General features: G+C 71.3%; 19 protein-coding genes and 1 riboswitch. Of the genes, 6 read left to right on the top strand and 13 right to left on the bottom strand.

What is annotated here, in order from left to right:
- Positions 1-89 precede the first annotated feature (89 nt).
- The 4 genes from ACZZ9K_RS15570 to ACZZ9K_RS15555 all read right to left on the bottom strand — a co-directional run bounded on the left by ACZZ9K_RS15570 (position 90) and on the right by ACZZ9K_RS15555 (position 4,379).
- The gene (locus tag ACZZ9K_RS15570) at positions 90-674 is read right to left on the bottom strand and encodes a nucleoside/nucleotide kinase family protein (RefSeq protein WP_266062865.1); all 585 of its coding nucleotides are present in this window, start codon (positions 672-674) and stop codon (positions 90-92) included.
- Positions 667-3,228, bottom strand: a complete 2,562-nt coding sequence (locus tag ACZZ9K_RS15565; RefSeq protein ID WP_463444530.1) for an ATP-binding cassette domain-containing protein — start codon at positions 3,226-3,228, stop codon at positions 667-669. Before ACZZ9K_RS15565 ends, ACZZ9K_RS15570 begins: the two co-directional genes overlap by 8 nt.
- A gap of 2 nt (positions 3,229-3,230) precedes the next feature.
- Positions 3,231-3,869 carry an ECF transporter S component gene (locus ACZZ9K_RS15560; RefSeq protein ID WP_027464637.1) on the bottom strand — a complete coding sequence of 213 codons (639 nt, stop codon included), beginning with the start codon at positions 3,867-3,869 and terminating at the stop codon, positions 3,231-3,233.
- Positions 3,864-3,975: riboswitch (TPP riboswitch) on the bottom strand. (Overlaps the previous gene by 6 nt.)
- Positions 3,976-4,058: 83 nt before the next feature.
- Positions 4,059-4,379: a hypothetical protein gene (locus ACZZ9K_RS15555; protein ID WP_027464636.1), complete on the bottom strand. Its 321-nt coding sequence runs from the start codon at positions 4,377-4,379 to the stop codon at positions 4,059-4,061.
- Between the two features lie 128 nt (positions 4,380-4,507).
- Here ACZZ9K_RS15555 and glgX point away from each other — a divergent pair, with 128 nt between their 5' ends.
- From glgX to treZ, 3 genes are read left to right on the top strand one after another with little or no spacing between them, the layout of a single operon-like run.
- On the top strand, positions 4,508-6,739 hold the full coding sequence (glgX, locus tag ACZZ9K_RS15550; RefSeq protein ID WP_176708371.1) for a glycogen debranching protein GlgX: 2,232 nt from the start codon (positions 4,508-4,510) through the stop codon (positions 6,737-6,739).
- Entirely contained in the window at positions 6,736-9,237 is a 2,502-nt protein-coding gene (gene treY, locus ACZZ9K_RS15545) for a malto-oligosyltrehalose synthase (RefSeq protein WP_463444529.1), read from the top strand. Before glgX ends, treY begins: the two co-directional genes overlap by 4 nt.
- Positions 9,234-10,988, top strand: a complete 1,755-nt coding sequence (gene treZ / locus ACZZ9K_RS15540; protein WP_463444528.1) for a malto-oligosyltrehalose trehalohydrolase — start codon at positions 9,234-9,236, stop codon at positions 10,986-10,988. The genes treY and treZ overlap by 4 nt, the downstream gene beginning before the upstream one ends.
- Positions 10,989-11,135: 147 nt before the next feature.
- Here the strand turns inward: treZ and ACZZ9K_RS15535 are convergent, their stop codons facing one another.
- The 9 genes from ACZZ9K_RS15535 to ACZZ9K_RS15495 all read right to left on the bottom strand — a co-directional run bounded on the left by ACZZ9K_RS15535 (position 11,136) and on the right by ACZZ9K_RS15495 (position 21,719).
- Complete coding sequence (locus ACZZ9K_RS15535; protein ID WP_138802791.1) at positions 11,136-11,930, bottom strand: polyprenol monophosphomannose synthase; 795 nt, start codon at positions 11,928-11,930, stop codon at positions 11,136-11,138.
- Between the two features lie 45 nt (positions 11,931-11,975).
- Positions 11,976-12,695 carry a class F sortase gene (locus tag ACZZ9K_RS15530; RefSeq protein ID WP_463444527.1) on the bottom strand — a complete coding sequence of 240 codons (720 nt, stop codon included), beginning with the start codon at positions 12,693-12,695 and terminating at the stop codon, positions 11,976-11,978.
- Positions 12,692-13,846 (bottom strand): glycosyl hydrolase family 8, encoded by a 1,155-nt coding sequence (locus ACZZ9K_RS15525; RefSeq protein WP_138802789.1) that lies wholly within the window; start codon positions 13,844-13,846, stop codon positions 12,692-12,694. Before ACZZ9K_RS15525 ends, ACZZ9K_RS15530 begins: the two co-directional genes overlap by 4 nt.
- Before the next feature lie 99 nt (positions 13,847-13,945).
- Positions 13,946-14,770, bottom strand: coding sequence for a DUF4397 domain-containing protein (locus tag ACZZ9K_RS15520; protein ID WP_176708366.1), 825 nt, complete (start codon positions 14,768-14,770; stop codon positions 13,946-13,948).
- Positions 14,771-15,089: 319 nt separating this feature from the next.
- A complete protein-coding gene (locus ACZZ9K_RS15515; protein ID WP_463444526.1) occupies positions 15,090-17,078 on the bottom strand; it encodes an ArnT family glycosyltransferase in 1,989 nt (662 codons plus the stop codon).
- Positions 17,075-18,610 (bottom strand): glycosyltransferase, encoded by a 1,536-nt coding sequence (locus tag ACZZ9K_RS15510; protein WP_463444525.1) that lies wholly within the window; start codon positions 18,608-18,610, stop codon positions 17,075-17,077. The genes ACZZ9K_RS15515 and ACZZ9K_RS15510 overlap by 4 nt, the downstream gene beginning before the upstream one ends.
- Positions 18,607-19,104 (bottom strand): GtrA family protein, encoded by a 498-nt coding sequence (locus ACZZ9K_RS15505; RefSeq protein ID WP_463444524.1) that lies wholly within the window; start codon positions 19,102-19,104, stop codon positions 18,607-18,609. The genes ACZZ9K_RS15510 and ACZZ9K_RS15505 overlap by 4 nt, the downstream gene beginning before the upstream one ends.
- Before the next feature lie 217 nt (positions 19,105-19,321).
- Positions 19,322-20,326, bottom strand: coding sequence for an aldo/keto reductase family protein (locus ACZZ9K_RS15500; RefSeq protein WP_463444523.1), 1,005 nt, complete (start codon positions 20,324-20,326; stop codon positions 19,322-19,324).
- Positions 20,327-21,254: 928 nt separating this feature from the next.
- A complete protein-coding gene (locus ACZZ9K_RS15495; RefSeq protein ID WP_463444522.1) occupies positions 21,255-21,719 on the bottom strand; it encodes a hypothetical protein in 465 nt (154 codons plus the stop codon).
- A gap of 199 nt (positions 21,720-21,918) precedes the next feature.
- Here ACZZ9K_RS15495 and ACZZ9K_RS15490 point away from each other — a divergent pair, with 199 nt between their 5' ends.
- The 3 genes from ACZZ9K_RS15490 to ACZZ9K_RS15480 all read left to right on the top strand — a co-directional run bounded on the left by ACZZ9K_RS15490 (position 21,919) and on the right by ACZZ9K_RS15480 (position 24,692).
- Positions 21,919-22,479, top strand: coding sequence for a YceI family protein (locus ACZZ9K_RS15490; RefSeq protein WP_027464630.1), 561 nt, complete (start codon positions 21,919-21,921; stop codon positions 22,477-22,479).
- A 660-nt stretch (positions 22,480-23,139) separates the two neighbouring features.
- The gene (locus ACZZ9K_RS15485; protein WP_027464629.1) at positions 23,140-23,706 is read left to right on the top strand and encodes a TIGR03086 family metal-binding protein; all 567 of its coding nucleotides are present in this window, start codon (positions 23,140-23,142) and stop codon (positions 23,704-23,706) included.
- Complete coding sequence (locus ACZZ9K_RS15480) at positions 23,703-24,692, top strand: aldo/keto reductase (protein ID WP_463444521.1); 990 nt, start codon at positions 23,703-23,705, stop codon at positions 24,690-24,692. Before ACZZ9K_RS15485 ends, ACZZ9K_RS15480 begins: the two co-directional genes overlap by 4 nt.
- The last annotated feature ends 64 nt before the right edge of the window (positions 24,693-24,756 follow it).

Here is a 24,756-nt window from a genome sequence, read left to right as displayed (position 1 = left end):
TTCTCGCCTTCCGAAGGCCGTGAGGAGTCGCTGAGCGCGAAACCTCGATGCTCGCCGCCGGCCGCCGCGGGGCGGCTCGGGCCCGCGCCCTACGTCCGCAGGACCACGTCGGCCAGGGCAGCCGGGTCCTCGGCGGCGATGAAGGCCTGTTCCTGCGCGGCCCAGCGGTCCCACTCGCGTGCGAAGACCTCGCCGTCGCGGCCGATCGCCCGGTCCCACCGCACGGCGTCGTCGGCCTCGAGCCACACCCGCAGGGACGCCAGCGGCGCCGACGCCCGGGACAACGCCCCGCAGCCCTCGACCACGATCGGCAGGTCGGGGTCCACCGACGCCCAGTCCGCGGGCGCGTCGGCCGCCCAGTCCCAGCGTCGGTACCCGCTCGGCGCTCCGAGGACGTCCGTCACCACGGCATCGGCAGCCGCGCGCAGGCCGTCCCACCCCGGGTACAGGTCGTCCAGGTGCACGAGCTGCGCACCGAGCTGCTCCGCGACCTGTGCTCCGAGGGTGGTCTTGCCCGTGCCGGACCGGCCGTCGATGAGCACGACGGCGCGCCGGCCCGTGGCAGCGGCGACACCGGCAGCAGCAGCGGCCAGGCCGGGGGCGAGGTCACCGGCGGTCGTACCCGTCGCGCGCTCGCCGTCCGTCGTGCCGGCTGCAGGCGTCGCGTCAGGCACGCCACGTCCCCACGCTCACCGCGACGGCGATCGACACCACGCCGATGCCGACCAGCACCGCCACCGTCGCCCACTCCGGCCCGGCGAACCGTGCGACCCGCGCCCAGGTCCGCCGTCCGGGAGCACCGAACCCCCGTGACTCCATCGCCACCGCCAACGTCGTCGCCCGGCGCAACGCGAGCACGAGCAGCGCGAACGCCATGGTCGCTCCGCGGCGGAGCCGCCCGGAGTCCGCGAGTCCTCGGGCACGCCGGGCCATCGCGAGCTGTCGCCAGTCGTCGACGAGCAAGGTCATCATCCGGACGGCGGCGAGCGCTCCGAGCACGAACCGCGCGGGCAGCCGGAGCACCTGTGCGAGCCCGTCGGCCAGGTCGGTCGGGTCGACCCGTACGAAGAGCGCGATGGCCGGCACGCCCACCGCGAGGACCCGGAGTGCCGTCGCCAACGCGAGTGCCAGCGACCCGTCGGTGACGTGCGCGAACCCGAGGTCGAACCACTCCCGCCCCGAGGGCCTGCCGTACAGCGCGATGCTCACCGCCGTCAGCGGCACCGCGACGAGCACCGGTGCGAGTCGGAGCAGCAGGGTCCGGACCGGCAGGCGCAGGAGCGGCAGCAGCACGAGTTCGAGCGCCAGGGCGACGGCGGCGGAGACGACGTCGAGACTGAGCACCAGGCAGACGCCGAGGGCGAGCACACCGATCAGGGAGGCGACCGGCTGGACGCCGGGGATGCCGGTCGCGCGGGTCGGCAGCGGTCGTCGCGCCGGGTCCGTCCGGTCGGTTCCGTCCGCCGCATCCGCCGCATCCGCCGCATCCGCCGCGTCCGTCCGGTCGTCCGTGTCGGTCCGGTCTGGAGGCCCGGGGCGGCTCCCGGCTGTCGGTCCCGTCTCCGGGACGGTCGCGACTGACGGCCCCTGGTCGCGCCCGGCGGTCCGGGCGCCGTCCGGCCCGAGCACGACCTCGTCGGCGTCGAGTGCCCGGACGAGATCGCGGTCGTGGGTGACCGCCACCACCGAGGTGCCATCGTCAGCCAGGGCCCCGAGCCGCCCGACGACGGCCTGCCACGTGGCTCGGTCCTGGCCGGAGGTCGGTTCGTCGAGCACGACGACCGGCGGCCGGGCTGCGATGACCGAGGCGATCGCGAGTCGTCGTTGTTCGCCCCCGGACAGGGTGAAGGGGTTGGCGTCGGCCAGGTGTGCCAGCCCGAACTCGTCGAGCAGCGCGGTGGCTCGTTCGGCGGCGTCAGGCGCATCGAGTGCTCGGGGGCCGGCCTCGATCTCCTCGCGGACGGAGCGGGCGACGAACTGGTGCTCGGGGTCCTGGAACACCGTGCCGATCCGGGCGGCGAGTTGGCGGCTCGTCCAGGTGTGCGGCGCTGCGCCGAGACCGTCGGCGAGGGTGTCGGTGGCGTCGAGCTCGCCGGCGGCCGGTGCCAGCAGGCCCGCGAGGGTGAGCCCGAGCGTCGACTTGCCGACGCCGTTCGGGCCGGTGACCGCGAGGACCTGCCCTGCCCGGAGCCCGAGGTCGATGCCGTTCCCGACCGATTGCTTCCCCCGTGCCGTGCCGAGCCCCCGGGCTTCGAGCAGCACCGCCGCAGCGTCGTCACGCGCCCCCTCGCCGAGCGCCCCCTCGCCGAGCGGGCGGAATGCCGCGGTCGCGCCGCCGGACGCCCCGGGCATTTCGCCCGCTCGTCCGAGCGCACGCCGCAGCTGACGGGCCGAACCACGCGCCGGCTCGGCGCCGGGCACCCAGACCCCGGCCGCCGTGAGCGCCGCGCCGTGGTCCGCCAGCACCCGGGCCGGCGGACCGTCCGCGACCACGCCGCCGCCTGGTTCGAGCAGCACGAGCCGATCGACCAGGTCCAGCCAGGTGCCGATCCGGTGCTCCACCACGAGCAGCGTCGCCCCGGTCTCGTCGAGCAGTGCCCGGACGGCGTCGTGCACCTGCGCCACGCCGTCCGGGTCGAGGTTCGCGCAGGGTTCGTCGAGCACGAGCGCACCCGGCCGCATCGCGAGCACGCCCGCGAGCGCCAACCGCTGCCGCTGCCCACCGGACAGCTGGGCGGTGGAACGGTCGAGCGGCAGGTCGAGGCCGACGACGTCGAGCGCCGTCCGCACCCGGTCCCAGGTCTCGTCGCGGGGGACGCCGGCGTTTTCGCAGCCGAAGGCCACGTCGTCGCCCACGCGGGACATCACGGTGTGTGCCTCGGGGTCCTGCATGACGAGACCGACACGCCCGCGGACCGCGCGGGGTTCGGCCTCGTCGACCAGGAGTGTCCCCTGGACCGACGCAGCGGTGTCGTCGGTGGCGTCGGGCTCGTCGGGCAGCACGCCGGCCACCGCTCGCAGGAGCGTCGACTTGCCGGCGCCGGACGGACCGACGACGGCGACCCGCTCCCCCGGTTCGACGGTCAGGTCGACGTCACGGACGGCCCAGGCGTCTCGCTCCGGGTACCGCCAGCCCCAGCAACGGAACACGATGCGCGCCCCGCGGACGCCGGCACCTGCGCCGGCGTCGCCGCCGGTGGAAGGGGACGTCGCCGACGGAGCGCGCACGGTCACACCAGGGCGCGGGGCTCGCGGCGGCTGTGCTCGCGGCCGGCCGCGAAGGACGACAGCACCCCGGTGCGGGCGAGAGCCCGGACGATGAGCCACGAGCCCGCCCCCGCGATCACGGCACCGGAGATCACGGCACAGATCACGTAGACGACCTTGAAGGCGACGTCGAGCCCCGGGTACCAGAGGACGGTGTCGTTGATGCCGAGCGCGAGGCCGGCCGCGGCACCGGCGAGCACGACGACCGGCAGGCGGTAGACGCGGTACAGGAACAGCGCGAGGACGATCTCGGCACCGAGGCCCTGGACGAGTCCGGCCTCGAGCGTGAGCCATCCCCACTGGGTGCCGAACAACGCCTCGACCGAGGCGGCGACCATCTCGCCGTAGAGCGCGGCGCCGGGCTTGCGGACGACGATCGCGACGATCGGTCCGGCGAGCAGCCAGACCCCGCCGAACAGGGCCTTCGTGCCGGGGAGCACGAGGTCCATGACGGCGCTGATGGGCTCGTAGCCGAACTCCCAGAGCCGGAAGACGACTCCGAGGGCCACCGCGAGGACGCTCGCGACGACGATGTCGACGACCCGCCAACGCAGCGATCGCCGCGGAGCGGTGGTGACGGTTGTGGACGTGCCTGAAGGCATGCTGCTGACTCCTCCCTGCGCCGGCATGATCCGGATCAGGTTCGACGGTCGGAGCGCCGATCGCTCCCTCTCAGCCCGGCGGTCCCGGACTCCCGTGTGTGTGCCAGCAGTCTAGACGCGGTCGCGACCGCGTGACGCAACGGGAGGCCCGTGGCGGCGTCGCCACGGGCCTCCCGTTGCGTCAGGTGGTCACTTCTTGAGCGCGCGCACCAGCTTGCGGAGGACACGCCCGGCCACCCACACGAAGGGGATGCCGACGACGATCAGCGAGATCGGGTTCGGCTCGAACACGAGGTCCTTGCCCGGGCGGCGGACGTAGGCGCCGACGGGGGCCGACAGGCCGCCGCCACCGCCGCCACCGTTCTCGTCGTCCCCGCCGCCTCCGAAGCCGAACCAGCTGACGGACACGGGGATGAGGGTCTGGTCGCCGACCTCGACGGGTTCTCCGTAGTTCGTGGAGACCCCGAGCGGGCGGACCTGGTCTGCGATCTTCGAGACGATGTTGGCCATGCGCGCGACGCTACTCGTCCGTTCCTCCACAGGCCGCGGGGCGCATCACGCATCCACAGCTGGGGCTTGTCTGCGGACGCGGACGAGCGCCGCCGATATGTTGGCCGCACCCACACCTGGAGGACCGTTTGCACACCTGGCCCGGAAACCCGTACCCGCTCGGGGCGACCTACGACGGGAGCGGCACGAACTTCGCGCTGTTCTCCGAGGTCGCCGAGCGCGTCGAACTCTGTCTGTTCGATTCCGACGGCAACGAAGAATGCGTCCGCCTGCTCGAGGTGGACGCCTACGTCTGGCACGCATACCTCCCCAACATCGGCCCCGGGCAGCAGTACGGCTTCCGCGTGCACGGCCCGTACGACCCGGACTCCGGCGCGCGCTGCAACCCGTCGAAGCTCCTGCTCGACCCGTACGCCAAGGCGACCAGCGGCGAGATCGACTGGGACCAGTCGCTCTTCTCGTACACGTTCGGCGACCCGGACTCGACCAACGACGAGGACTCCGCGTCGCACATGATGAAGGGCGTCGTGATCAACCCCTTCTTCGACTGGCAGGGGGATCGTCCGCCGCGCACGCCGTACGGCGAGACCGTCATCTACGAAGCACACGTCAAGGGGCTCACCGAGACCCACCCGGACGTGCCGGAAGAGCAGCGCGGCACCTACGCCGGCGTCGCCCACCCGGCGGTCATCGAGCACCTGCAGCGCCTCGGCGTCACCACGCTCGAGCTCATGCCGGTGCACCAGTTCGTGAACGACTCGACCCTGCAGGACAAGGGGCTGTCGAACTACTGGGGCTACAACACCATCGGCTTCTTCGCGCCGCACTCGGCGTACTCGTCGTCGGGCGACCAGGGCCAGCAGGTCCAGGAGTTCAAGACGATGGTGCGCGAGCTGCACCGCGCCGGCATCGAGGTCGTCCTCGACGTCGTCTACAACCACACCGCCGAGGGCAACCACCTCGGCCCGACGCTGTCGTTCCGCGGCATCGACAACGCGGCCTACTACCGCCTGGTCGACGACGACAAGAAGTTCTACATGGACTACACGGGCACGGGGAACTCGCTCAACGTCGGGCACCCGCACTCGCTGCAGCTCATCCTCGACTCGCTCCGCTACTGGGTGACCGAGATGCACGTCGACGGGTTCCGCTTCGACCTCGCCTCGGCGCTGGCCCGCGAGTTCTACGAGGTCGACCGGCTGTCGGCCTTCTTCGAACTGGTGCAGCAGGACCCGATCGTGTCGCAGGTCAAGCTCATCGCCGAGCCGTGGGACGTCGGCCCCGGTGGCTACCAGGTCGGCAACTTCCCGCCCCAGTGGTCCGAGTGGAACGGCAAGTACCGCGACACGGTCCGTGACTTCTGGCGCGGCGAGTCGTCGACGCTCGGCGAGTTCGCCTCGCGGATCTCCGGCTCGGCCGACCTGTACGAGCACGACGGCCGCACGCCGAAGGCGAGCATCAACTTCATCACCGCGCACGACGGCTTCACGCTGTACGACCTGGTGGCCTACAACGAGAAGCACAACGAGGCCAACGGCGAGGACAACAACGACGGCGAGAGCCACAACCGGTCGTGGAACTCCGGGGCCGAGGGCCCGACCGACGACGAGGCCGTGAACGCACTGCGGCTGCAGCGTCGCCGGAACTTCCTGGCGACCCTGCTCCTGAGTCAGGGTGTGCCGATGATCGCGCACGGCGACGAGCTCGGCCGGTCGCAGTCCGGCAACAACAACGTCTACGCGCAGGACTCCGAGCTCAGCTGGATCGACTGGGACAGCGCGGACGAGGACCTCATCCAGTTCACCGCCGACGTGGTGAAGCTGCGGCACGACCACCCCACGTTCCGCCGGACCCGGTACTTCAACGGCCGTCCGGTCCGACGTGGCGAGGGCGAGCCGCTTCCCGACGTGGTGTGGCTGACCCCCTCGGGCGACGCGATGGACCCCGAGGACTGGGACTCCGGCTTCGGCAAGAGCGTCGGCATGTACCTGAACGGCGAGGGCATCCGAGGTCGCGACGCACGTGGTGAGCGCGTCACCGACGTCGGCTTCATCACGTACTTCAACGCCCACGACGACGTCGTGACCTTCACGCTCCCACCCGAGGAGTACTCCCCCGGCTGGACCGTCCGGATCGACACCGCCGACCCCGGCGCCCGCGACGAGGTGCTCGACGCGGGTACCCCGCTCGACGTCCCCGCACGGTCGATGATCGTGCTGCGTGCCGAGCCCGACCACGAGGTCACCAGCACCCCGGTCGACGCCGAGCAGGACGGCGCCCCCGCACCGGACGCCCCGCAGGACGCCGTCACACCGGTGAACCCGGCCGGCTCCACCGCACCGAGCGGAACCGCCCGATGACCGCCGGAACGCCCGGCGCAGCGAACCGCGTCCCCGCGTCGACCTACCGGCTGCAGGTCTCGGCCGACTTCGACCTCGACGCCGCACGCGACCTGGTCGACTACGTGCACGACCTCGGAGCAGACTGGCTCTACCTGTCGCCGGTGCTGCAGGCCGAGTCCGGGTCGAACCACGGCTACGACGTGGTCGACCACACGCGGGTCGACACCGACCGCGGTGGCGACCAGGCGATGCGGGCGTTGGCCGAGGCCGCGCACGCCGTCGGCCTCGGGGTCATCGTCGACGTGGTGCCGAACCACGTCGGCGTCGCGACCCCCGAGTCGAACCCGTGGTGGTGGTCCCTGCTCGAACTCGGGCAGGGCTCCCCCGTGGCCTGGGCCTTCGACGTGGACTGGGAAGCCGGCGACGGCAAGCTCCGCGTCCCCGTGCTCGACGACCGGCTGCTCGACGCCGTCACGCTCGACACGTCCGACGCCGAGCGTCCGGTGCTCCGCGTCGGCGAGACCGCCTACCCGACCGCCCCCGGAACGGTGCACGACGGCGACACCGTCGAGACCGTGCACGACCGCCAGCACTACGCGTTTGTACACTGGAAGCGCGCCGACCACGACCTCAACTACCGCCGGTTCTTCGCGGTGAACACCCTCGCGGCGATCCGCGTCGAGGAGCCCGAGGTCTTCGCGGCCTCGCACGGCGTCATCGGCGGCTGGTTCCGCGACGGACTCGTCGACGGCCTGCGCATCGACCACCCGGACGGGCTGTACGACCCGGCGGGCTACCTGCAGGACCTGGCGGAGCTGACCGGCGGGGCCTACACCCTCGTCGAGAAGATCCTCGAGCCGGGCGAGCAGCTGCCGAGTTCGTGGCCGGTCGACGGCACCACCGGGTACGACGCCCTCGGGGTGCTCGACCGTGTGTTCGTGGACCCCGCGGGCGAGCAGGCGCTGACCGCGGCGTCGGGCGCCGAACCGACCGACTGGCAGCAGCTCACGCACGACACACGACGGGGCATCGCGGACGGCATCCTCGGCAGCGAGGTCGAGCGGCTCGCACGCCTGCTCGCACCGAGCGCCGTGACGGACGCGATCACGCACGAGCGGATCGTCGACGCGGTCGCCGAGATCGTGGCCTCGTTCGACGTGTACCGCACGTACCTGCCCGAGGGCGCCCACCACCTCATCACCGCCCTCGAGCGCGCCGCCGAGGCCCGCCCGGACCTCGACGACGTCATCGACCGGATCGCACCGGCACTCGTCGACCCGACGGACGCCGCGGCGGTCCGACTGCAGCAGACCAGCGGCATGGTGATGGCGAAGGGCGTCGAGGACACGGCGTTCTACCGCACCTCGCGCCTGTCGTCCCTGAGCGAGGTCGGCGGCGACCCGAGCGTCTTCGCGGTCTCGGTCGCGGACTTCCACCAGGCCCAGCGCGAACGGCTCAGCAGCTGGCCGCACACCATGACGACGCTCACCACGCACGACACGAAGCGCAGCGAGGACACCCGCGCCCGCATCGCCGTGCTGGCCGAGCTCGGCGACGAGTGGGCCGCCACCCTCGAGCGTCTGCAGTCGCTCGTGCCGTTGCAGGACCGCGTGTTCGCCGACCTGCTCTGGCAGGCGATCGTCGGCGCCCGACCCGCGAGCCGTGAGCGTCTCCACGCCTACGCCGAGAAGGCCTCCCGCGAAGCCGGCGACAGCACCACCTGGACCGAGCCCGACGAGGCGTTCGAGCAGCAGATGCACGCGATCGTCGATGCCGCGTTCGACGACCCGGACGTGGTCGCCGTGCTCGACGCCCTCGACGAGCAGATCGACGCCGCCGGGTGGTCGAACGGTCTCGCCCAGAAGCTCGTCCAGCTCACCGCCCCGGGCGTCCCCGACGTCTACCAGGGCACCGAGTTCTGGGACCGCTCGCTCGTCGACCCCGACAACCGTCGTCCGGTCGACTACGCCGAGCGGCGTCACGTGCTCGCCGAGCTCGACGGCCCGGACGACGACGGCCCCGAGGACCTGCCGACCATCGGCATCGACGGTGCCGCGAAGCTCCTGGTCACGACCCGCGCACTGCGCATCCGTCGTGACCACCCGGAGCTGTTCACCCGGTACCTGGAGCTCGAGGCCACCGGCAGCGCGGCCGACCACGTCATCGCGTTCGACCGCGGCGGTGCCGTGACCATCGCGACGCGTCTGCCGATCGGCCTCGGCCGGGTCGGCGGTTGGGGCGACACCCTGGTGCACGCCGTCCCCGTCGAGCGCATCGACCTGCTCACCGGCCGACGCGTCCCCGCCGACCGCGGGATCGCGCTGGCCGACCTGCTCACCACCTACCCGGTCGCGCTGCTCGTGCCCGCCGACGCGGTCGGTGCAGCCGGCCACGTCGACGCGGTGACCGCCGTGTCCGACGCGAGCGGTGCCTCCCGGCCCGCCGCCGGCCGCATGCCCGACGCCACCGAGACCGACGCGCAGGCCGAGATCGACATCCTGGAGGGTCACGCATGACCGCACCTGACCGTTACGCCGTCTGGGCGCCCGAGCCGGACCGGGTCCGGCTCGTCGTCGACGACGTCGAGTACCCGCTCACCAAGGGCGACGACGACTGGTGGTCCACCGACGCCGTGATGCCGGTCGTCGGCGCACGGTACGGGTTCCGCATCGACGACGACGACGCGGTCCGACCGGACCCGCGCAGCCGGTACCAGCCCGAGGGCGTGCACGGCCCGTCCGAGGTCGTCGACCCCGCACGGTTCGCGTGGACCGACGAGTCGTGGACCGGACGCCCGGCCCGCGGCGCCGTGATCTACGAGATGCACATCGGCACCTACACGCCCGAGGGCACGCTCGACGCTGCCGCCCAGAAGCTGGACCACCTGGTCGAGCTCGGGGTCGAGTTCGTCGAGTTGCTCCCCGTCAACGCCGTCAACGGCGAGTGGAACTGGGGCTACGACGGGGTCGGCTGGTTCTCCGTGCACGCCCCGTACGGCGGCCCGGACGCCTACGACCGGTTCGTCGACACGGCGCACGCGCTGGGTCTCGGGGTCATCCAGGACGTCGTCTACAACCACCTCGGTCCGAGCGGCAACTACCTGCCGCTGTACGGCCCGTACCTGCTGGCCGGGCTCGGCAACACCTGGGGTGACTCGGTGAACGTCGAGCACCCCGAGGTCCGGCGGTACGTGCTCGACAACGTGCGCATGTGGTTCCGCGACCACCACGTCGACGGGCTCCGGCTCGACGCCGTGCACGCGATCCGCGACACCACCCGCCCGCACGTGCTGGCCTCGATGGCCGACGAGACCGACGCCTACTCGTCGTTCATCGGGCGTCCGCTGTCGCTCATCGCCGAGTCCGACCTCAACGACCCGGTGATGTTCCGGCCGCGCGAAGCCGCCGGGTACGGCCTCGCCGGGCAGTGGTCGGACGACTTCCACCACGCCGTGCACGTGGCACTCACCGGTGAGACGAACGGCTACTACGCCGACTTCGCTCCGCTGTCGGCGTTGGCGAAGGTGCTCGAGGACGGTTTCTTCCACGACGGCACCTGGTCGTCGTTCCGCGGCAAGCGGCACGGCCGGCCGATCGACCGCGGCACTTCCCCCGCGACGGCCCTGGTCGTCGCGAACCAGAACCACGACCAGATCGGCAACCGCGCCGCCGGCGACCGGCTCGCCGCGACGCTCGACGACGAGGGGCTCGTGATCGCCGCGGCCCTGACGCTGCTCGGGCCGTTCACGCCGATGCTGTTCATGGGCGAGGAGCTCGCGGCCTCGACACCGTGGCAGTTCTTCACCTCGCACCCGGAGCCCGAGCTCGGCAAGGCCACCGCCGAGGGGCGCATCGCCGAGTTCGCCGAGCACGGGTGGGACGAGTCAGCGGTGCCGGACCCGCAGGACCCGACGACGTTCACCAACTCCAAGCTCGACTGGTCCGACGTCAGCTCGGAGCGCGGTGCGGCGATCCTTCGTGCCTACCGGGTGCTCATCGCCCTGCGGCGCACCGACCAGGCGTTCGTCGACCACCGCTACGAGGCGAACGCCGTCCGCTTCAGCGAGGACCGTCGTTGGCTGGTGCTCACCCGCGGGCTGCTCGGCCCCGACGTGGCGCCGGTGCACGTCGTGGTGAACTTCGCCGACGACGCTGCCGAGGTCACGGTGCCCGACGCCGTGGGCGAGGAGCTCTACGGCTTCGGCGCGACCGAGGTGGACGCAGGCGTCGTCCGGTTCCGCGGCCGCGGCGTGGTCGTGCTGCGCTAGCGAACCGCGTGCTGCGCGAGCGAACCGCGTGCTGCGCGAGCGAACCGCGTGCTGCGCGAGCCAACCGCGAGCCGCAGCTCCGCACACACGAACGGCGACGAACCCATCGGGTCCGTCGCCGTTCGTGCGTTCTCGTGTCCGCCGGCCTCAAGCGACGTGGTCGGAGACCGCGTGCGCGTTCTTCCGCACCGAGGGCAGCTTGCGGTGGTCCTTGAGCAGGGAACGGGTCTCGCGGATCCGGCGGTCGATGCCCCACTTCGTCACGAGCGCCAGGCTCTCGCGCACGATGTTGCCGCTCATCTTCGAGACGCCGAACTCCCGCTCGGTGAAGGTGATCGGCGTCTCCACGACCCGCAGACCCGCTTCGAGGGCACGCCAGCACAGGTCGACCTGGAAGCAGTACCCCTTCGACGCCACACCGGCGAGGTCGATCCGCTCGAACGCCCGCGACGTGAAGACCCGGAACCCGCCGGTGGCGTCGCGCACCGCGATGCCCAGGGCGAGACGCGTGTACAGGTTGCCACCGCGGGAGAGCAGGAGGCGGTACCAGGGCCAGTTCTCGACCTTGCCGCCCTTGATCCACCGGGAGCCGAGCACCAGGTCGTTCGAGTCCGCGAGCTCGAGCATCCACGGCAGGTACTCGGGGTGGTGGGAGCCGTCGGCGTCCATCTCGACGAGCTTGGCGTAGCCGTGTTCCAGGCCCCATGCGAAGCCCGACAGGTACGCGCCGCCCAGGCCGTCCTTGACGGTGCGGTGCATGACGTGCACCCGATCGGTCTCGCGGGCGATGGCGTCCGCGATGTCGCCGGTGCCGTCGGGTGAGTTGTCGTCGACGACGAGCACGTGCACGGAGTCGTCGGTCGCGGCCAACGTGCGCTCGACGATCGGCCGGACGTTCTCGGCTTCGTCGTAGGTCGGGATGATGACCAGGGTCTCGCTCATGGTGCTCCTCGTGCTCGCAGTCGAATGTATCGCTGGCTTGGTGGGTCAATCCGACGAGAGGTCTGCGAACACGATCAGATTGTCCGTGTAGTGCCCGGTGGCGGTGTCGAACGTGCCGTCGCAGGTGATGAGTCGGAGTTGCGGAGTAGGGGTGGGGCCGTAGACGTCGCTCGTCGGGAACGCCGACTTGGCGGCGCGTTCGGAACGGTCGACGGTGAAGGTGCGGGTGCTGCCGTCGGACATCCGGACGTGGACCTCGTCGCCGGCGACCAGTTCGTCGAGCCGGAAGAACACCGCGGCGCTCGTGGGGCTGTCGACGTGACCGGCGATGACGGCGGGGCCGACCTCGCCGGGGACGATCCCGTCGCTGAACCAGCCCGCGCTGTCCCAGTCGACGGGCGGGTCGAGTTCTCCGGCAGCGCCGCGGTGCAGGTCCTCGAGCGAGGACCGCACGCCGATGGCCGGGATCGACACGCTGACCGGTGTGGCCGTCGAGCGGGCCTCGGGTGCGGCCGGGTCCTGGAACCCGTCGGTGCCGGAACCCGAGGACGACGGAGAAGACGACTGCGACGAGGACGACTGCGACGGGGCCGCCGACGCCGACGCCGACGACGCGGCGCGCTCCCCCTCCCCGCCGCCGACCGTCGACGCGACCGCCACCCCGGCCACGCCCCCGACCACCACGACGGCGGCGACCACGGCACCGATGACCACGCCTCGGCGTCGGACGGCCGAGACGCGCCCGGCGCTCCGTCGGCCGCTCACGAGCCGGCTCCGACGTCGCTGGCACAGCCCCCGAGCACGTCGGAGGTCAGCATGGTCGAACCGATGGCCAACCAGGCGTCCCCGTAGTAGGTCGGTGTGGTCGCCGCCGTCCGGTCGGCCCGCTCGAGGTCGTCGGCAGCCGCACGGGAGGAACCCGCGGCCTGCTCGGCAGCGGCCCGCGCGGTGTACGCCAGCGCGTTCGTGTCCTGCGTCACCGGGGTGCCACCGAGGTCGAGCTGCGAGGCGAGCCTCGTCGTCCGTCCGAGCGTGGGCGCGAGGGCCGCCGCGAGCTCCCGGTCGGACGCCGAGCACGCCTCGGCGTACCGCAGCGGCGTCCGCATCGCGTCGTACCCGTAGAGCACGCGCCCGTCCCCACCGACGGCCGGCATCGGGTCCACCGATCCGTCGGCGTGGACCTGGGACCAGTCGCTGGGCAGGTCGGAGGCGTCCAGCACGGCGGCCGTCACGGCGCGCGAACCCCGGTTCAGCGCGTTCCAGCGGTCGTCCCCGGTGGCGTCCGCCAGCACCGAGAAGGCCACGGGTGACGCGTACGAGGCGTTGTACCGGTAGGGCTCCTGATCCGCCCACGGTCCGGGCAGCAGGATCGTGCCGAGGTCCGTCCGGGCCGTCTCGTGCTCGAGGATCGCCGCCGCGATGCGCTTCCCCGCGGCGGTGTACCGGTCGTCGTCCCAGGCCTTCCCCGCGAGCACGAGGGCCCGGGCGGCGTCGAGGTCGGCGTCGCTCGCGGACTGCTCGTCGGCGACGCCCTCGTCGGACGTCCACCGCCACGCCAGCAGGTCGTCGTCGGTGAGCAGGTGGTCCTTCGTCCACTCCCAGATCGCGTCGAAGCGCGCACGGTCGTCGTTCGCGTAGGCGATGAGCAGGCCGTACGCCTGCCCCTCGCTGACGGTGTCACCACCCTGGTCGGTGCGGACGACGCGACCGTCCTCGACGTAGCGGTCCAGGAACGCCGACCGCAGCTGCTGCGGCGAGCGCGCCGCGTCGGGCGCGGTGGTCGAGGTCGGGGTCGCCGTGCCGCGAGCGGCGGTCGTGGTGCTCGACGACCAGGGGCGGACCGCGACGATCGCGACCACGATGGCGACGATGACGGCCGCCGCGGCGGCGACCGGTATCCAGGTCCTGCGGGTCATGCTGGCCTGCCTCTCCGGGGATGGTGGGGGGGGTCGAAGAGGAGGCGCGGATCACGTGGGCCGTGCAGCGCACGTGATCCGCGCCTCCAGTCCGGGGCGTCAGCGGAACAGCGAGCGGAGCATCGCGACGGCCGCGTGGAACGCCTCGGTCACGGGACGGTCAGCGGCTGTGCCGCCACCGCCGGTCTGCACCCCGCCGGACGGGGTGGCGGCGGTCGCGGCGGCGTCCGTCACGGGCACGACCGTCAGGTTGCCCTTGCTGTCGTCGAGGACGAACAGGGTCGAGACGGTGTTGCCGGCGAGGTCGACCTTCGCGGTGCCCCGCTGGCCGCTGCCGGAGACGTCGAGCGACCACTTGCCGGCGTCGACCGTCGCGTACTTGGTGGCGGTGCCGAAGGTGGCGTCCTCGGCGATCGGGGTGCCGTCGGAGGTCTGCACGTCGACGCGCTTCGCGGTGGTGGCGGCCTGCACGAGCCGGAGCTTCGCCTTGCCGTCGCCGGGCTGCTGCAGGTCGTCGGTGAACGCGGTCGTCTTCAGCCCGTCGTTCTTGCCGTAGGCGACGACGGTGCTGGCGTCGCCCTTCTGCACGGTGACGTCGGTGGAGATGACCGGGGTGGAACCCGGGGCGTCGGCGGCGCGCATCGACAGGACGTAGGTGCCCACCGGCAGCTTCTCGTACGGGCTGACCTGGCCGTAGGTGACGTCGTCGAGTTCGAAGACGGTCTTCCCCCCGGCGAGGCTGGACAGTTCGACGTCGACGCCCTTCGTGTCCGGCGACAGGTGTCCGACGCGGAGCCAGCCTTGGTCGGCCGTCGCGGCGGAAGCGGTCTGCGGGGCGGCGAGCCCGATGGTCGCGGCGACGAGTGTGGCGGCGAGCGCTCCGATGACGACGGTGCGGCGGCGGTTCGTGGTGCGTGCGGTCATGATGGTGCTCCTTCGGGTCGAGGTGCGGTTGGCGTGCGGGTGTCGTGTCGAGGTGGGGTTCGTGGGGTTGTCGTCCGGGCCGCCGGGCGAGCGGGCGGAATACCCGGGTGAGCGCCGGAGCCCTCCGGGCATTTCGCCCGCTCGTCCAGCGGGCGTCCCGCCCCGACGTGTTCGCGGGGAACGGTTCCGCGCCCGCTCCGGCGAGCGGGCGGAATACCCGGGTGTGCGCCGGAGTCCCCCGGGCATTTCGCCCGCTCGCGGGACGCCCGCTCGCGGGACACCAGCTCGCCCGGCGCAAGCGCGGCCGAGCGATCGGGGGTCACGAGGCGCTCGTCGCGGTCGTCGTCGGGTCGGCCGGGGTGTACGTCACCGTGAGCCGTGCTCCCTCGCGCTCGACCGAGTCCGGCCGGAACGCCTGGGACATGGCGTCGAAGGTCCGAGCGACCCGTGCTGCCGAGGCATCGTCGCTCGTGTGCAGGACGACGGTGCGGAACGGCTGGCCGGTCTCCCCGGTGCGCGGGGTGAACCGGCCGACCCGCACGTCCTGGTCGGCGAGCACCTGTCCGAGCGCGATCATCGCCCGCAAGTCGACCTGTCCGGCACGGAACTGCGACTTCGTGCCGTCGTCCGCACGCAGGGCCTGGTTCGACGCGAGCTCGGTTCCCAGGGTCTTCCGGACGTCGGTGGCCCGGGTGATCGCCGTCTCGGCGGCGCTGGCTCCCTCGGCGTGGATCCGGCGGACCTCGACCTGCTGGTCACCGGTGCCGAAGGTCGCGACGGCCGTGGAGTTCTCGATCGCCTGCCGCACGTCGGTGGACGAGTTGCCGCCGGTGCGCATGGAGTCCGTCGTGATGACGTAGTCCGAGTCCTTCCAGCCGTTCGGGGACTGCCGTTCCACTGCTCCGTCGGTGTCGAGCTTGTAGTACCAGACGACGTTGTTCCGGGCGAAGCCGTCGTCCACGAGGTCGACCCACATGGCGTCGTCGACCAGCAGACGCGAGGACTTCGGCACGTTGTCCCCCACCCACTGCTCGGCCTGCTGCATGGGCAGGTCGAGGTTGCCCAGCAGGAAGCCCCGCAGCTGTGTCCCCCACAGCGGCACCGCGACGACGAGGGCCGCAGCCGCGACGACGGCCCAGGTGATGCCGAGGCCGCGCCGTGCCCTCGGGCCGAACCGGCCCCGGGTGTGGACCCGACCGGCGATCGTCAGGACGGCACGCTCGACGGTGTACGCGACGAGGAGCGCTGCGAACGGGATGAGCATGATGACGTAGGGCACCGGCAGGTACCCGTTCGGCCGGAACATCACCGCGAGCAGGAACACGAGCATCGCGGCGATCGGTCGGACCCGTCGCAGGAACAGCCCGACGACGGCCGCGACCGAACCGAGCACGATGAACACCGGGTCGAGTGCCCACCACTGCGCGGCGGCCTCGTTCGCCAGGCTGCCCCCGTCGAACACGGATCCGGACGCGGTCCGCGACCCGAGCTGGTAGGTGACGCCCTCCCACAGGCTGACTCGCCCGTTGCCCGGCACGAGTTCGCCCTTCACCGCGGCGAGCAGCAGGTACCCGCCGCCGATCAGCACGAGCACGGCCCCGGCGACGCTGAGCGTGTACCGGCGGGTGCTCTTGTCGGCACGACGCACGGCCATCCAGATCAGGAACGGCAGTGCGAGCAGGTAGGTCTCCTTGGACAGCACGGCGATGCCGAGGCAGGCAGCGGCACCGGCGAACCCGGCGAGCTGCTGGCGACGGCTCAGCACGAGGACGAACGCGGCGAGCAGCCAGGGCGTCGCGACGTTGTCGATGTACACGGTGCGGTGGTACTGCAGCGCGAGCGGTGACAGCGCGAAGACGAGTCCGGCCGCGGCCGCCGTGATCCGTCCGGCGCCGAGACGTCGGGCCAGGACGAACAGCAGGATGCTCGAGACGGCGGAGAAGAACACCATGGCCTCGCGCCCGGCCTCCACCGCGAAGGGGTACCGCGCGAACGCCCCGGTCAACCCGGTGTACCCGGCGATCTGGATCCATCCGAGCGGCGGGTGGTCGTACCAGTACGTGTAGTGGGTGAGCTCGCCGAGGTTCGTGATCGCCCACGCCTGTGCGGTGTAGGTCCCCTCGTCGTCGATGCGCTGCGGTGTGCCCGACATGTTCCAGGCCTGGACGAGCACGGTCACCGCGACGACGGGCAGCAACCACGTCAGGCTGGCCGCGTGCCGGCGGAACCACGCCCCGATGCCGGATCGGTGCGTGGTTGCTCCACCACGGATCGGGATGCCCGTGGTGTCGGTGATGCTGGCGGTCATCGGGTGCCTCCCGTGGTGGTGCCAGCGAACGCACGATCGGACGACGCTGCATCCGCGGAGGACGCTGCGCCCGATCCGGCGCCTGCGGACGACGCTGCGCCCGACCCGTCCAGGTCCGAGGCGAAGCCGACCACCTGTCCGGTGCGGTGCTGGCCGGTGTGCTCGGTCTTCTCCCACCCGTTCTGGCCCTTGGCGTGCCGGACGACTGCCCGGACCGCCGCGGCGGCGAGGAACACCTGGTACGGCACCAGGCCGAGAACGAGCCGCACGTAGTCGCGGAGCCGGACCTTCTCGCCGTACAGACGGCCGAACTCGTTCAGCCCGACGATCTCGACGGCGAGCAGCATGAGCGTCGGCGCCACCGGCACGAACGACACGAGGGCGATCGCCGTCGGCACCTTGACGAACAGGATCATCAGGAGGCTCAGCGGGATGAGCAGCCCGGTGGCCGCCTGGATGAACGGCATCGTGAGCATGTAGCGGGCGAAGAACCGCTGCCGGAAGGACGGCAGCTTCTTCCACTCCCCCTTGCCCAGCACCTGCAGGAAGCCCTGGTTCCACCGCGTGCGCTGTTTGAGCAGCGAGGCGAAGGTCGGCGGGGTCTCCTCGCGGGTGACGGCCTCGGGGCTGTAGGCGACGACGACCGTCGCGCCGTCGGCGGAGAGCCGCACGCCGAGTTCGCAGTCCTCGGCGAGGCAGTGTGCATCCCAGCCGTTCGACCACTCCAGGCGCTCCTTCGTCACGAAGACGGTGTTGCCCCCGAGCGGGATGAACTTGGACCCGGCGTGGAAGTGCAGGCGCGAGCGGAACCAGAAGTAGTACTCGAGGACGTTCCGCAGCGACCACCAGCTCGACCGGAAGTTCATGAGCTGGACGCCGCCCTGCACCACGTCGGCGTCGGTCTCCTGGAACCGCGAGTCGACGAGGGAGAGCAGCCGCGGGTAGACCTCGTCCTCCGCGTCGAACACCCCGACGATGTCACCCGTCGCGTGCTGGAGCGCGAGGTTCATCGCCTTCGGCTTGTTCTTCGGCAGGGTGTCGTCCACCACGACCTTGATCAGGGAGGGGTGCCGAGCCGCTGCAGCACGCACGACGGCGTCGGTCTCCGGGTCGTCCTCCCCGACGATCGCGATGATCTCGAAGTCGGGGTGGTCCTGGGTCGCGAGCATGTCGAGCGTCTGCCCCATCACGTCCTGCTCGTGCCGACCGGGCACCAGGAGCGTGAACCGGTGCGTCGCCGGACGCGGGGTCTGGCTGAAGCTGGTGGACTTCAGCGCGTCCCGCGAGCGCCAGGCGTGCAGCATCCACCAGAGGGTGGTCAACGCGATGATCGTGAGCAGCACGGAGAGGGCGATGAGGGTCGAGTAGCCGAGCCACTCGCCCAGCGACCAGGCGGCCTGTGGGAGCTGCCCCGAGCCTCCCGTCGGCACGTCCGTGGTCCCTCGGTTCGGGACGTCCCCCGTCGTCCCGGTGTCGTTGTCGGGTTGGAGCAGCGGCCCTGCGGCCGTCAGCAACACGGCTGAGATGGTCATTCGGGGAACCCCTTCGGACGTGTGTCGGTGGACCGGAAGACGAGGGCCTTGTACGCGGCGAACCGGAACGCGGTGCCGAGGACGAGGCCGACGCCGTTGCCGGCGACGTTGTCGGCGAGGGTGGACGTGAAGCCGAGGACGTAGTGCGAGACGAACAGGCAGGCAGCGGCGATGCCGAGGCCGACGAGGTTCGTGGCAGCGAAGAGCAACCCCTCGCGGACGGTCTCGCGGCGGCCGGTCTGGCGCTGGGCGCGGAAGGTGATGAAGCGGTTGCCGATCCACGCGACCGAGGTCGCCACGATGGCCGACACGATCTTCGCGGCGATGGGACCGTCCGACATGACGGTGGCGCGGAGCAGGTTGTAGACGCCCAGGTCGATGACGAAGCAGACGGCACCGATGGTGCCGAACGACGCGAGTTGCCTCGCGGTGGCGAGCAGGCGCGGGACCGTGCCAGGGCGCACGGCCCGCACCGCACCGGTGTCGGGTGACACCAGAACGGGGGTATGAGTTCGGGTCATGCCCCCGATTCGGGGGGCGCGGCTGGGTGGTTTGGGCGGGGTACGCGACTTGCCAGGCCTCTGCCAGATGCGCGACACATGCCGTTCATCTTGACGATCCGTCAGCTGCGGTGGTCAGGGGCGCAGCCACGACGGACGGGAGGCCCGGTGCCAGCTGGCACCGGGCCTCCCGTCCGTCGGTCGGTTGCGTCTACGCGGGGCGCGACGACGGGGACACGTTCTTGGAGGCGTCCCGTTCCGGGATGTCGCCGAGTGCCTCGTCGATCGCCGCGAGGGCGTCCGCGTCGAGCTTGACGCCGGCGGCCTTGACGTTGTCGGTGACCTGCTGCGGACGCGAGGCGCCGACGATGGCGCTCGCGACGTTCTCGTTCTGCAGGGTCCACGCGATCGCGAGCTGCGCCAGCGTGAGGCCGGCCTGGTCGGCGACGGGCTGCAGGCGCTGCACGGCTTCGAGGACCTCGTCGCGCATGAACCGCTTGATCATGTCCGCGCCGCCCTTCTCGTCCGTGGCTCGCGAGCCCTCGGGCAGGGGCTGACCCGGCTTGTACTTGCCGGTCAGGACGCCCTGCGCGATGGGCGACCAGACGATCTGCGACAGGCCGAGCTGCTTCGAGGCGGGGACGACCTCGCCCTCGATGACACGCCACAGCATCGAGTACTGCGGCTGGTTCGAGATGAGCTGGAAGCCGAGCTCCTTGGCGAGTGCGGCACCGGCGCGGATCTGCTCGGCGGACCACTCGCTGACGCCGATGTAGAGCGCCTTGCCCTGGCGGACGACGTCGGCGAAGGCCTGCATCGTCTCTTCGAGGGGGGTCTCGTAGTCGTAGCGGTGTGCCTGGTAGAGGTCGACGTAGTCGGTCTGCAGTCGCTCGAGCGAGCCGTTGATCGACTCCATGATGTGCTTGCGGCTGAGGCCGACGTCGTTGTGCCCCTTCGGGCCGGTCGGCCAGTAGACCTTCGTGAAGACCTCGAGGGACTGGCGCCGCTCGCCCTTGAGCGCCTCGCCGAGGACGGTCTCGGCGGCGGTGTTGGCGTACGTGTCCGCGGTGTCGAACGTGGTGATGCCGGCGTCGAGCGCTGCCCGCACGCACTGGGTGGCGACGTCGTTCTCGACCTGCGAGCCGTGCGTCAGCCAGTTGCCGTAGGTGATCGCGGAGATCTTGAGTCCGGAGTTGCCCAGGTACCTGAATTCCATGGTCCCGACGCTACTGGAGTGAGCGCGCACGTGAGGGGTCCCGCGAGTGCCTGTCGGGGCCGCGGTGGGCGGGCGGTGGGGCGGTGGGGCAGCGTGGGGCGGAGGTGGGGCGTGGGGCGGGGCGTGGGGCGGAGGTGGCCCGGAGGCGGGAGCGCGCGAGGCAGCGCGGGGTAGGGCGGGGTAGCGCGGGGTAGCGCGCGTGGAGGGGTGCGCGAGGAGGGAGCGCAGGGCTGGCGCGCGCGAGCGGGCGAAATGCCAGAGTGCCCCGACGGCACACCCGGACATGTCGCCCGCTCGTCTGCTCGCCTGCTCGCCTCGGGCCCCACCCCGGAGGCGGCTTCCGGGCAGCAGTCCCGAGCGACGGTCCCAGACCTGTGGGCGAGCGGGCCGCGCGAACGGGCGAAACACCGCCGTGCGGCCAGGCGGCAGGCACGGTGTTTCGCCCGCTGGCGGAAGCAACCGTCCCTCCACAGCGGCGAGAGCGAGCCAGCCATCCACAAAGGAGGCCCGACTCATGTCCGCAAGACCGGCTCGCCGTCACGCTGTGGACATGACCGCACGAAGGCGACTCCCGATGGCACTCCGCGACGCTTCGTTCCGAGTCCGCGATGCGCTGCACCGAGGCGTTTCGCGTGGCCGACTCGACGCTCGCGATCTCATCCGCCCGTTCCACGGCATCCGATCGGCGTTCCCACCGGTGTCCGTGGAGGAACGTGCGAGGGCGCTCGCTCCTCGGCTCCGCCCCGATCAGGTGTTCAGCCACGTCACTGCAGCAGCGATCATCGGCGTCCCGCTGCCCAGACGCCTCGAACGCGACCAGCGGTTGCACGTCACGACCATCGGGACCGATCAAGCGATCCGGGTTCGCGGCACCGTCGGCCACCGGGCTCGGTACGGATCAGTCCGCGCGACGATCGCACGAGGAGTGTCACTGACCACTCCGGCCGACACGTTCGTCGCTCTGGGCTCGATGCTGACGCTCGACGAACTCATCGTCGCGGGCGATGCACTCGTGGGGTGGCTCGGTTGGACGAAGCTCGACGAACTCGCGCAGGCCGTCCGACGACGACGTGGCATCCGTGGGATCGTGAAGCTCCGCTTCGCGCTCGATGAGATCCGGAAAGGATCTCGGTCCCCCGGAGAGACCCGGACACGGCTGGCACTCATCCGCCGCGGACTCCCGGAACCGGCGCTCAACCACGATGTCGTCGTCGACGGCCAGTGGATCGCATGTGTGGACCTCGCCTACCCCGATGCCAGGGTCGCGATCGAGTACGAGAGCGATCTGCACCGCACCGATCCAGCCAGCTTCCGGAAGGACCTCACACGCGGCGAGCACCTCAAGGACGTCGACTGGTGGCTCGTCAGAGCAACAGCAGACGACCTCGGTCACGGGGTCGAGCGTTTCGTGCACCGCGTCCGTCGACTGCTCGAGGTCGGTGCCAGAGGAGCGCATGACACGCGGTTTGCGACACTTGGGTGAACAATGGTTGACGCTTCAACCAAAACGGTGCACACTGTCGTAGTATCAACTCGATGCAGGCGCATGGAACGCGTCGCACCGCAGACTCTCGTTCGGAAGAAGGACCACCATGACGCTCACCGCTGACACCGTTCCCGGCTACAAGACCGGCACCTGGAAGATCGACCCGACCCACTCCGAGGTCACCTTCTCGGTCCGCCACCTCGCCATCAGCAAGGTCAAGGGCAAGTTCGAGACGTTCGACGCCACCGTCGTCACCGCCGAGAACCCGCTCGAGTCGACCGTCGAGGCCAACATCGACGTCGCGTCGATCAACACCGGCCAGGAGCAGCGCGACCAGCACCTCAAGACGAGCGACTTCTTCCTCACCGAAGAGCACCCGCAGCTGACCTTCCGTTCCACGAGCATCGAGGCGAAGGGCGACGACCTGCACATCGCGGGCGACCTGACCCTGCGCGGCGTCACCAAGCCGGTCGTCCTCAAGGCCGAGCTCGGCGGCTTCACCACGGACGGCTACGGCCAGGTCAAGTTCGGCGCCGAGGCGACCACGAAGATCGACCGCACCGAGTTCGGTGTGAACTGGAACGCGGCGCTCGAGGCCGGCGGCTTCACGCTCGGCAACGACGTCACGATCAACCTCGACGTCCAGTTCGTCCTCCAGGCGGCCTGAGCCACCTCTGACTCAACGCCTGACTGAGGGCACCGAGCAGCACTCCCCGAACCCGAGAAGAACGCCCCGACTCCGCACGGAGTCGGGGCGTTCTTCGTTGCCCGCGCCGGTCCGGCCGACCACGAACGGGCGAAATACCCCGGAGCTTCGTCCTGGCTCGTCAGGAATTCCGCCCGCTCGCCGATGACGGGCACCGAAGTCGAGGCCGATCGCCGCAATCACGCCCACGCCGCGCGCCCACGCCCACGCCCACGCCCACGCCCACGAGCGGGCGAAACACCACGCCGATCTCTGTGGCACGCCGGACATTTCGCCCGCTCGCGCAAGGACTCGAGCGGAGGGTGCGAGCGACCCCGGCCGAGATCGGAAGCGCGGTCGAGCGGGCGGAATGCCCGGGACCCGGCGGGGAGAAGTGCGGCATTTCGCCCGCTCGCACACCGGGGCACGTCGCGCACAGGGGCGCACGGAGGGGCACGAAGGCGAGGCAGCGGCAGCGGCAGCGGCAGCGGCAGCGCACCAGCAGGGAACGACCGGACGAGCGACGGCCGAGCGCCGCCCCCGCGTAACGTTGGCACGTACGACAACAGCGCGGGGAATCCGCACTCCGGACCCCGAGTTGCACCAAGCGCACACGCCCGCACGACGAACAGGAGCACCACCATGGCCACCGACTGGATCGCGATGCAGGCCCTCGCGGCAGCCGAGTTCGGCCGCCGCGTCGCCGCCGTCACCGACTGGGACGCCCCCACCCCCGACTCCGAGTGGACCACCCGCGACCTCGTCGCCCACGTCGTCGACGAGCAGCGCTGGATCCCGAAGCTCCTGACCGGGTGCGACTACGCCCAGGCCCAGGCCGACCTCGAGCCGATCGGCGACGACCTGGTGGCCGAGTGGCACCGGTTCGCCACCGCGGCCACCGACGCCTGGCGGAACGCCCCGCAGGACACCCCCGTGCACCTCAGCACCGACGTCGTGCCCGCCGCGCAGTACCTCACCGAGCAGACGAGCGACATCACGATCCACACGTGGGACCTCGCCCGGGCGACCGGCACCGAGGAGTCCCTGCCCGACGAGCTCGTCCGCGCCGTGTGGGAGTACTTCGAGCCGCAGATCGAGGACCTCGCCGCCACCGGCCTCTACGCACCCCCGGTCGACGTCACCGAGGACTCCCCGCTCCAGGTCCGCCTGCTCGCCGTCACAGGCCGCGATGCCAGAGTGACAGCATGACCACCGACACGAAGCGCCTCGGCAACTCGGGGCTCGAGATCAGCAGCGTCGTCCTCGGCATGATGTCGTACGGCGACCCGGACCGGGGCTCGCACGCCTGGAGCGTCGGCATCGACGAGGCCCGCCCGTTCGTCCGCCGCGCGTTCGAGGCCGGCATCACGACCTTCGACACCGCGAACGTCTACTCGGACGGCAGCAGCGAGGAGATCACCGGCACGCTCCTCGCCGAGCTGGCCCCGCGCGAGGACGTCCAGGTCTTCACGAAGGTCTTCAACCGGATGCGTCCCGGCCGGAACGGCGCGGGGCTGTCCCGCGCGGCGATCATGCACGAGATCGACGCCTCCCTGAGCCGGCTCGGCACGGACTACGTCGACCTGTACCAGATCCACCGCTTCGACCCGGTGACGCCGATCGAGGAGACCATGGAGGCCCTCCACGACGTCGTGAAGGCCGGCAAGGCGCGCTACATCGGCGCGAGCAGCATGTGGACGTGGCAGTTCGCCGAGATGCAGCACACCGCGGAACGCCACGGCTGGACGAAGTTCGTGAGCATGCAGGACCAGTACAACCTGCTCGAACGCGAGGAGGAGCGCGAGATGCTCCCCTTCTGCGAGCACACCGGCGTCGGCGTGATCCCGTGGAGCCCCCTCGCCCGCGGCCGCGTCACGCGCCCCTGGGACGCCTCCGGGTCGGGCTCGCGCGCGCAGACCGACGAGTTCGGCAAGACCCTCTACAAGCAGGACGAGGACGCCAACCGCGCGATCGTCGATGCGGTCGAGGCCGTCGCCACCGAACGTGGTGTCCCGATGGCGCAGGTCGCCCTGGCCTGGGTCGCCGGCAAGCCCGCGGTCTCCGCGCCCATCGTCGGCGCGACGAAGGAGCACCACATCGACGACGCGGTGGCCGCAGCGTCGCTGACGCTCACCGACGACGAGGTCACGCGACTCGAGTCCGCGTACACGCCCCGGGTGCCGTCGGGTTTCTGACGCCCCCACGAGCGGACGGGAGGCACGGTGCCAGCTGGCACCGTGCCTCCCGTCCGTCAGGTGG

This window comes from Curtobacterium sp. AC268 (assembly GCF_979258745.1).
Note: the sequence above shows the minus strand (reverse complement) of the source record. Positions and strands in the feature narration are given on the sequence as shown.

Bases quoted from the DNA above. Each gene is read 5' to 3' on its own strand.
- ACZZ9K_RS15560 (WP_027464637.1), bottom strand. From the start codon at position 3,869: ATGCCTTCAGGCACGTCCACAACCGTCACCACCGCTCCGCGGCGATCG.
- ACZZ9K_RS15555 (WP_027464636.1), bottom strand. From the start codon at position 4,379: ATGGCCAACATCGTCTCGAAGATCGCAGACCAGGTCCGCCCGCTCGGG.
- treY (WP_463444529.1), top strand. From the start codon at position 6,736: ATGACCGCCGGAACGCCCGGCGCAGCGAACCGCGTCCCCGCGTCGACC.
- treZ (WP_463444528.1), top strand. From the start codon at position 9,234: ATGACCGCACCTGACCGTTACGCCGTCTGGGCGCCCGAGCCGGACCGG.
- ACZZ9K_RS15535 (WP_138802791.1), bottom strand. From the start codon at position 11,930: ATGAGCGAGACCCTGGTCATCATCCCGACCTACGACGAAGCCGAGAAC.
- ACZZ9K_RS15525 (WP_138802789.1), bottom strand. From the start codon at position 13,846: ATGACCCGCAGGACCTGGATACCGGTCGCCGCCGCGGCGGCCGTCATC.
- ACZZ9K_RS15520 (WP_176708366.1), bottom strand. From the start codon at position 14,770: ATGACCGCACGCACCACGAACCGCCGCCGCACCGTCGTCATCGGAGCG.
- ACZZ9K_RS15515 (WP_463444526.1), bottom strand. From the start codon at position 17,078: ATGACCGCCAGCATCACCGACACCACGGGCATCCCGATCCGTGGTGGA.
- ACZZ9K_RS15510 (WP_463444525.1), bottom strand. From the start codon at position 18,610: ATGACCATCTCAGCCGTGTTGCTGACGGCCGCAGGGCCGCTGCTCCAA.
- ACZZ9K_RS15500 (WP_463444523.1), bottom strand. From the start codon at position 20,326: ATGGAATTCAGGTACCTGGGCAACTCCGGACTCAAGATCTCCGCGATC.
- ACZZ9K_RS15490 (WP_027464630.1), top strand. From the start codon at position 21,919: ATGACGCTCACCGCTGACACCGTTCCCGGCTACAAGACCGGCACCTGG.
- ACZZ9K_RS15485 (WP_027464629.1), top strand. From the start codon at position 23,140: ATGGCCACCGACTGGATCGCGATGCAGGCCCTCGCGGCAGCCGAGTTC.
- ACZZ9K_RS15480 (WP_463444521.1), top strand. From the start codon at position 23,703: ATGACCACCGACACGAAGCGCCTCGGCAACTCGGGGCTCGAGATCAGC.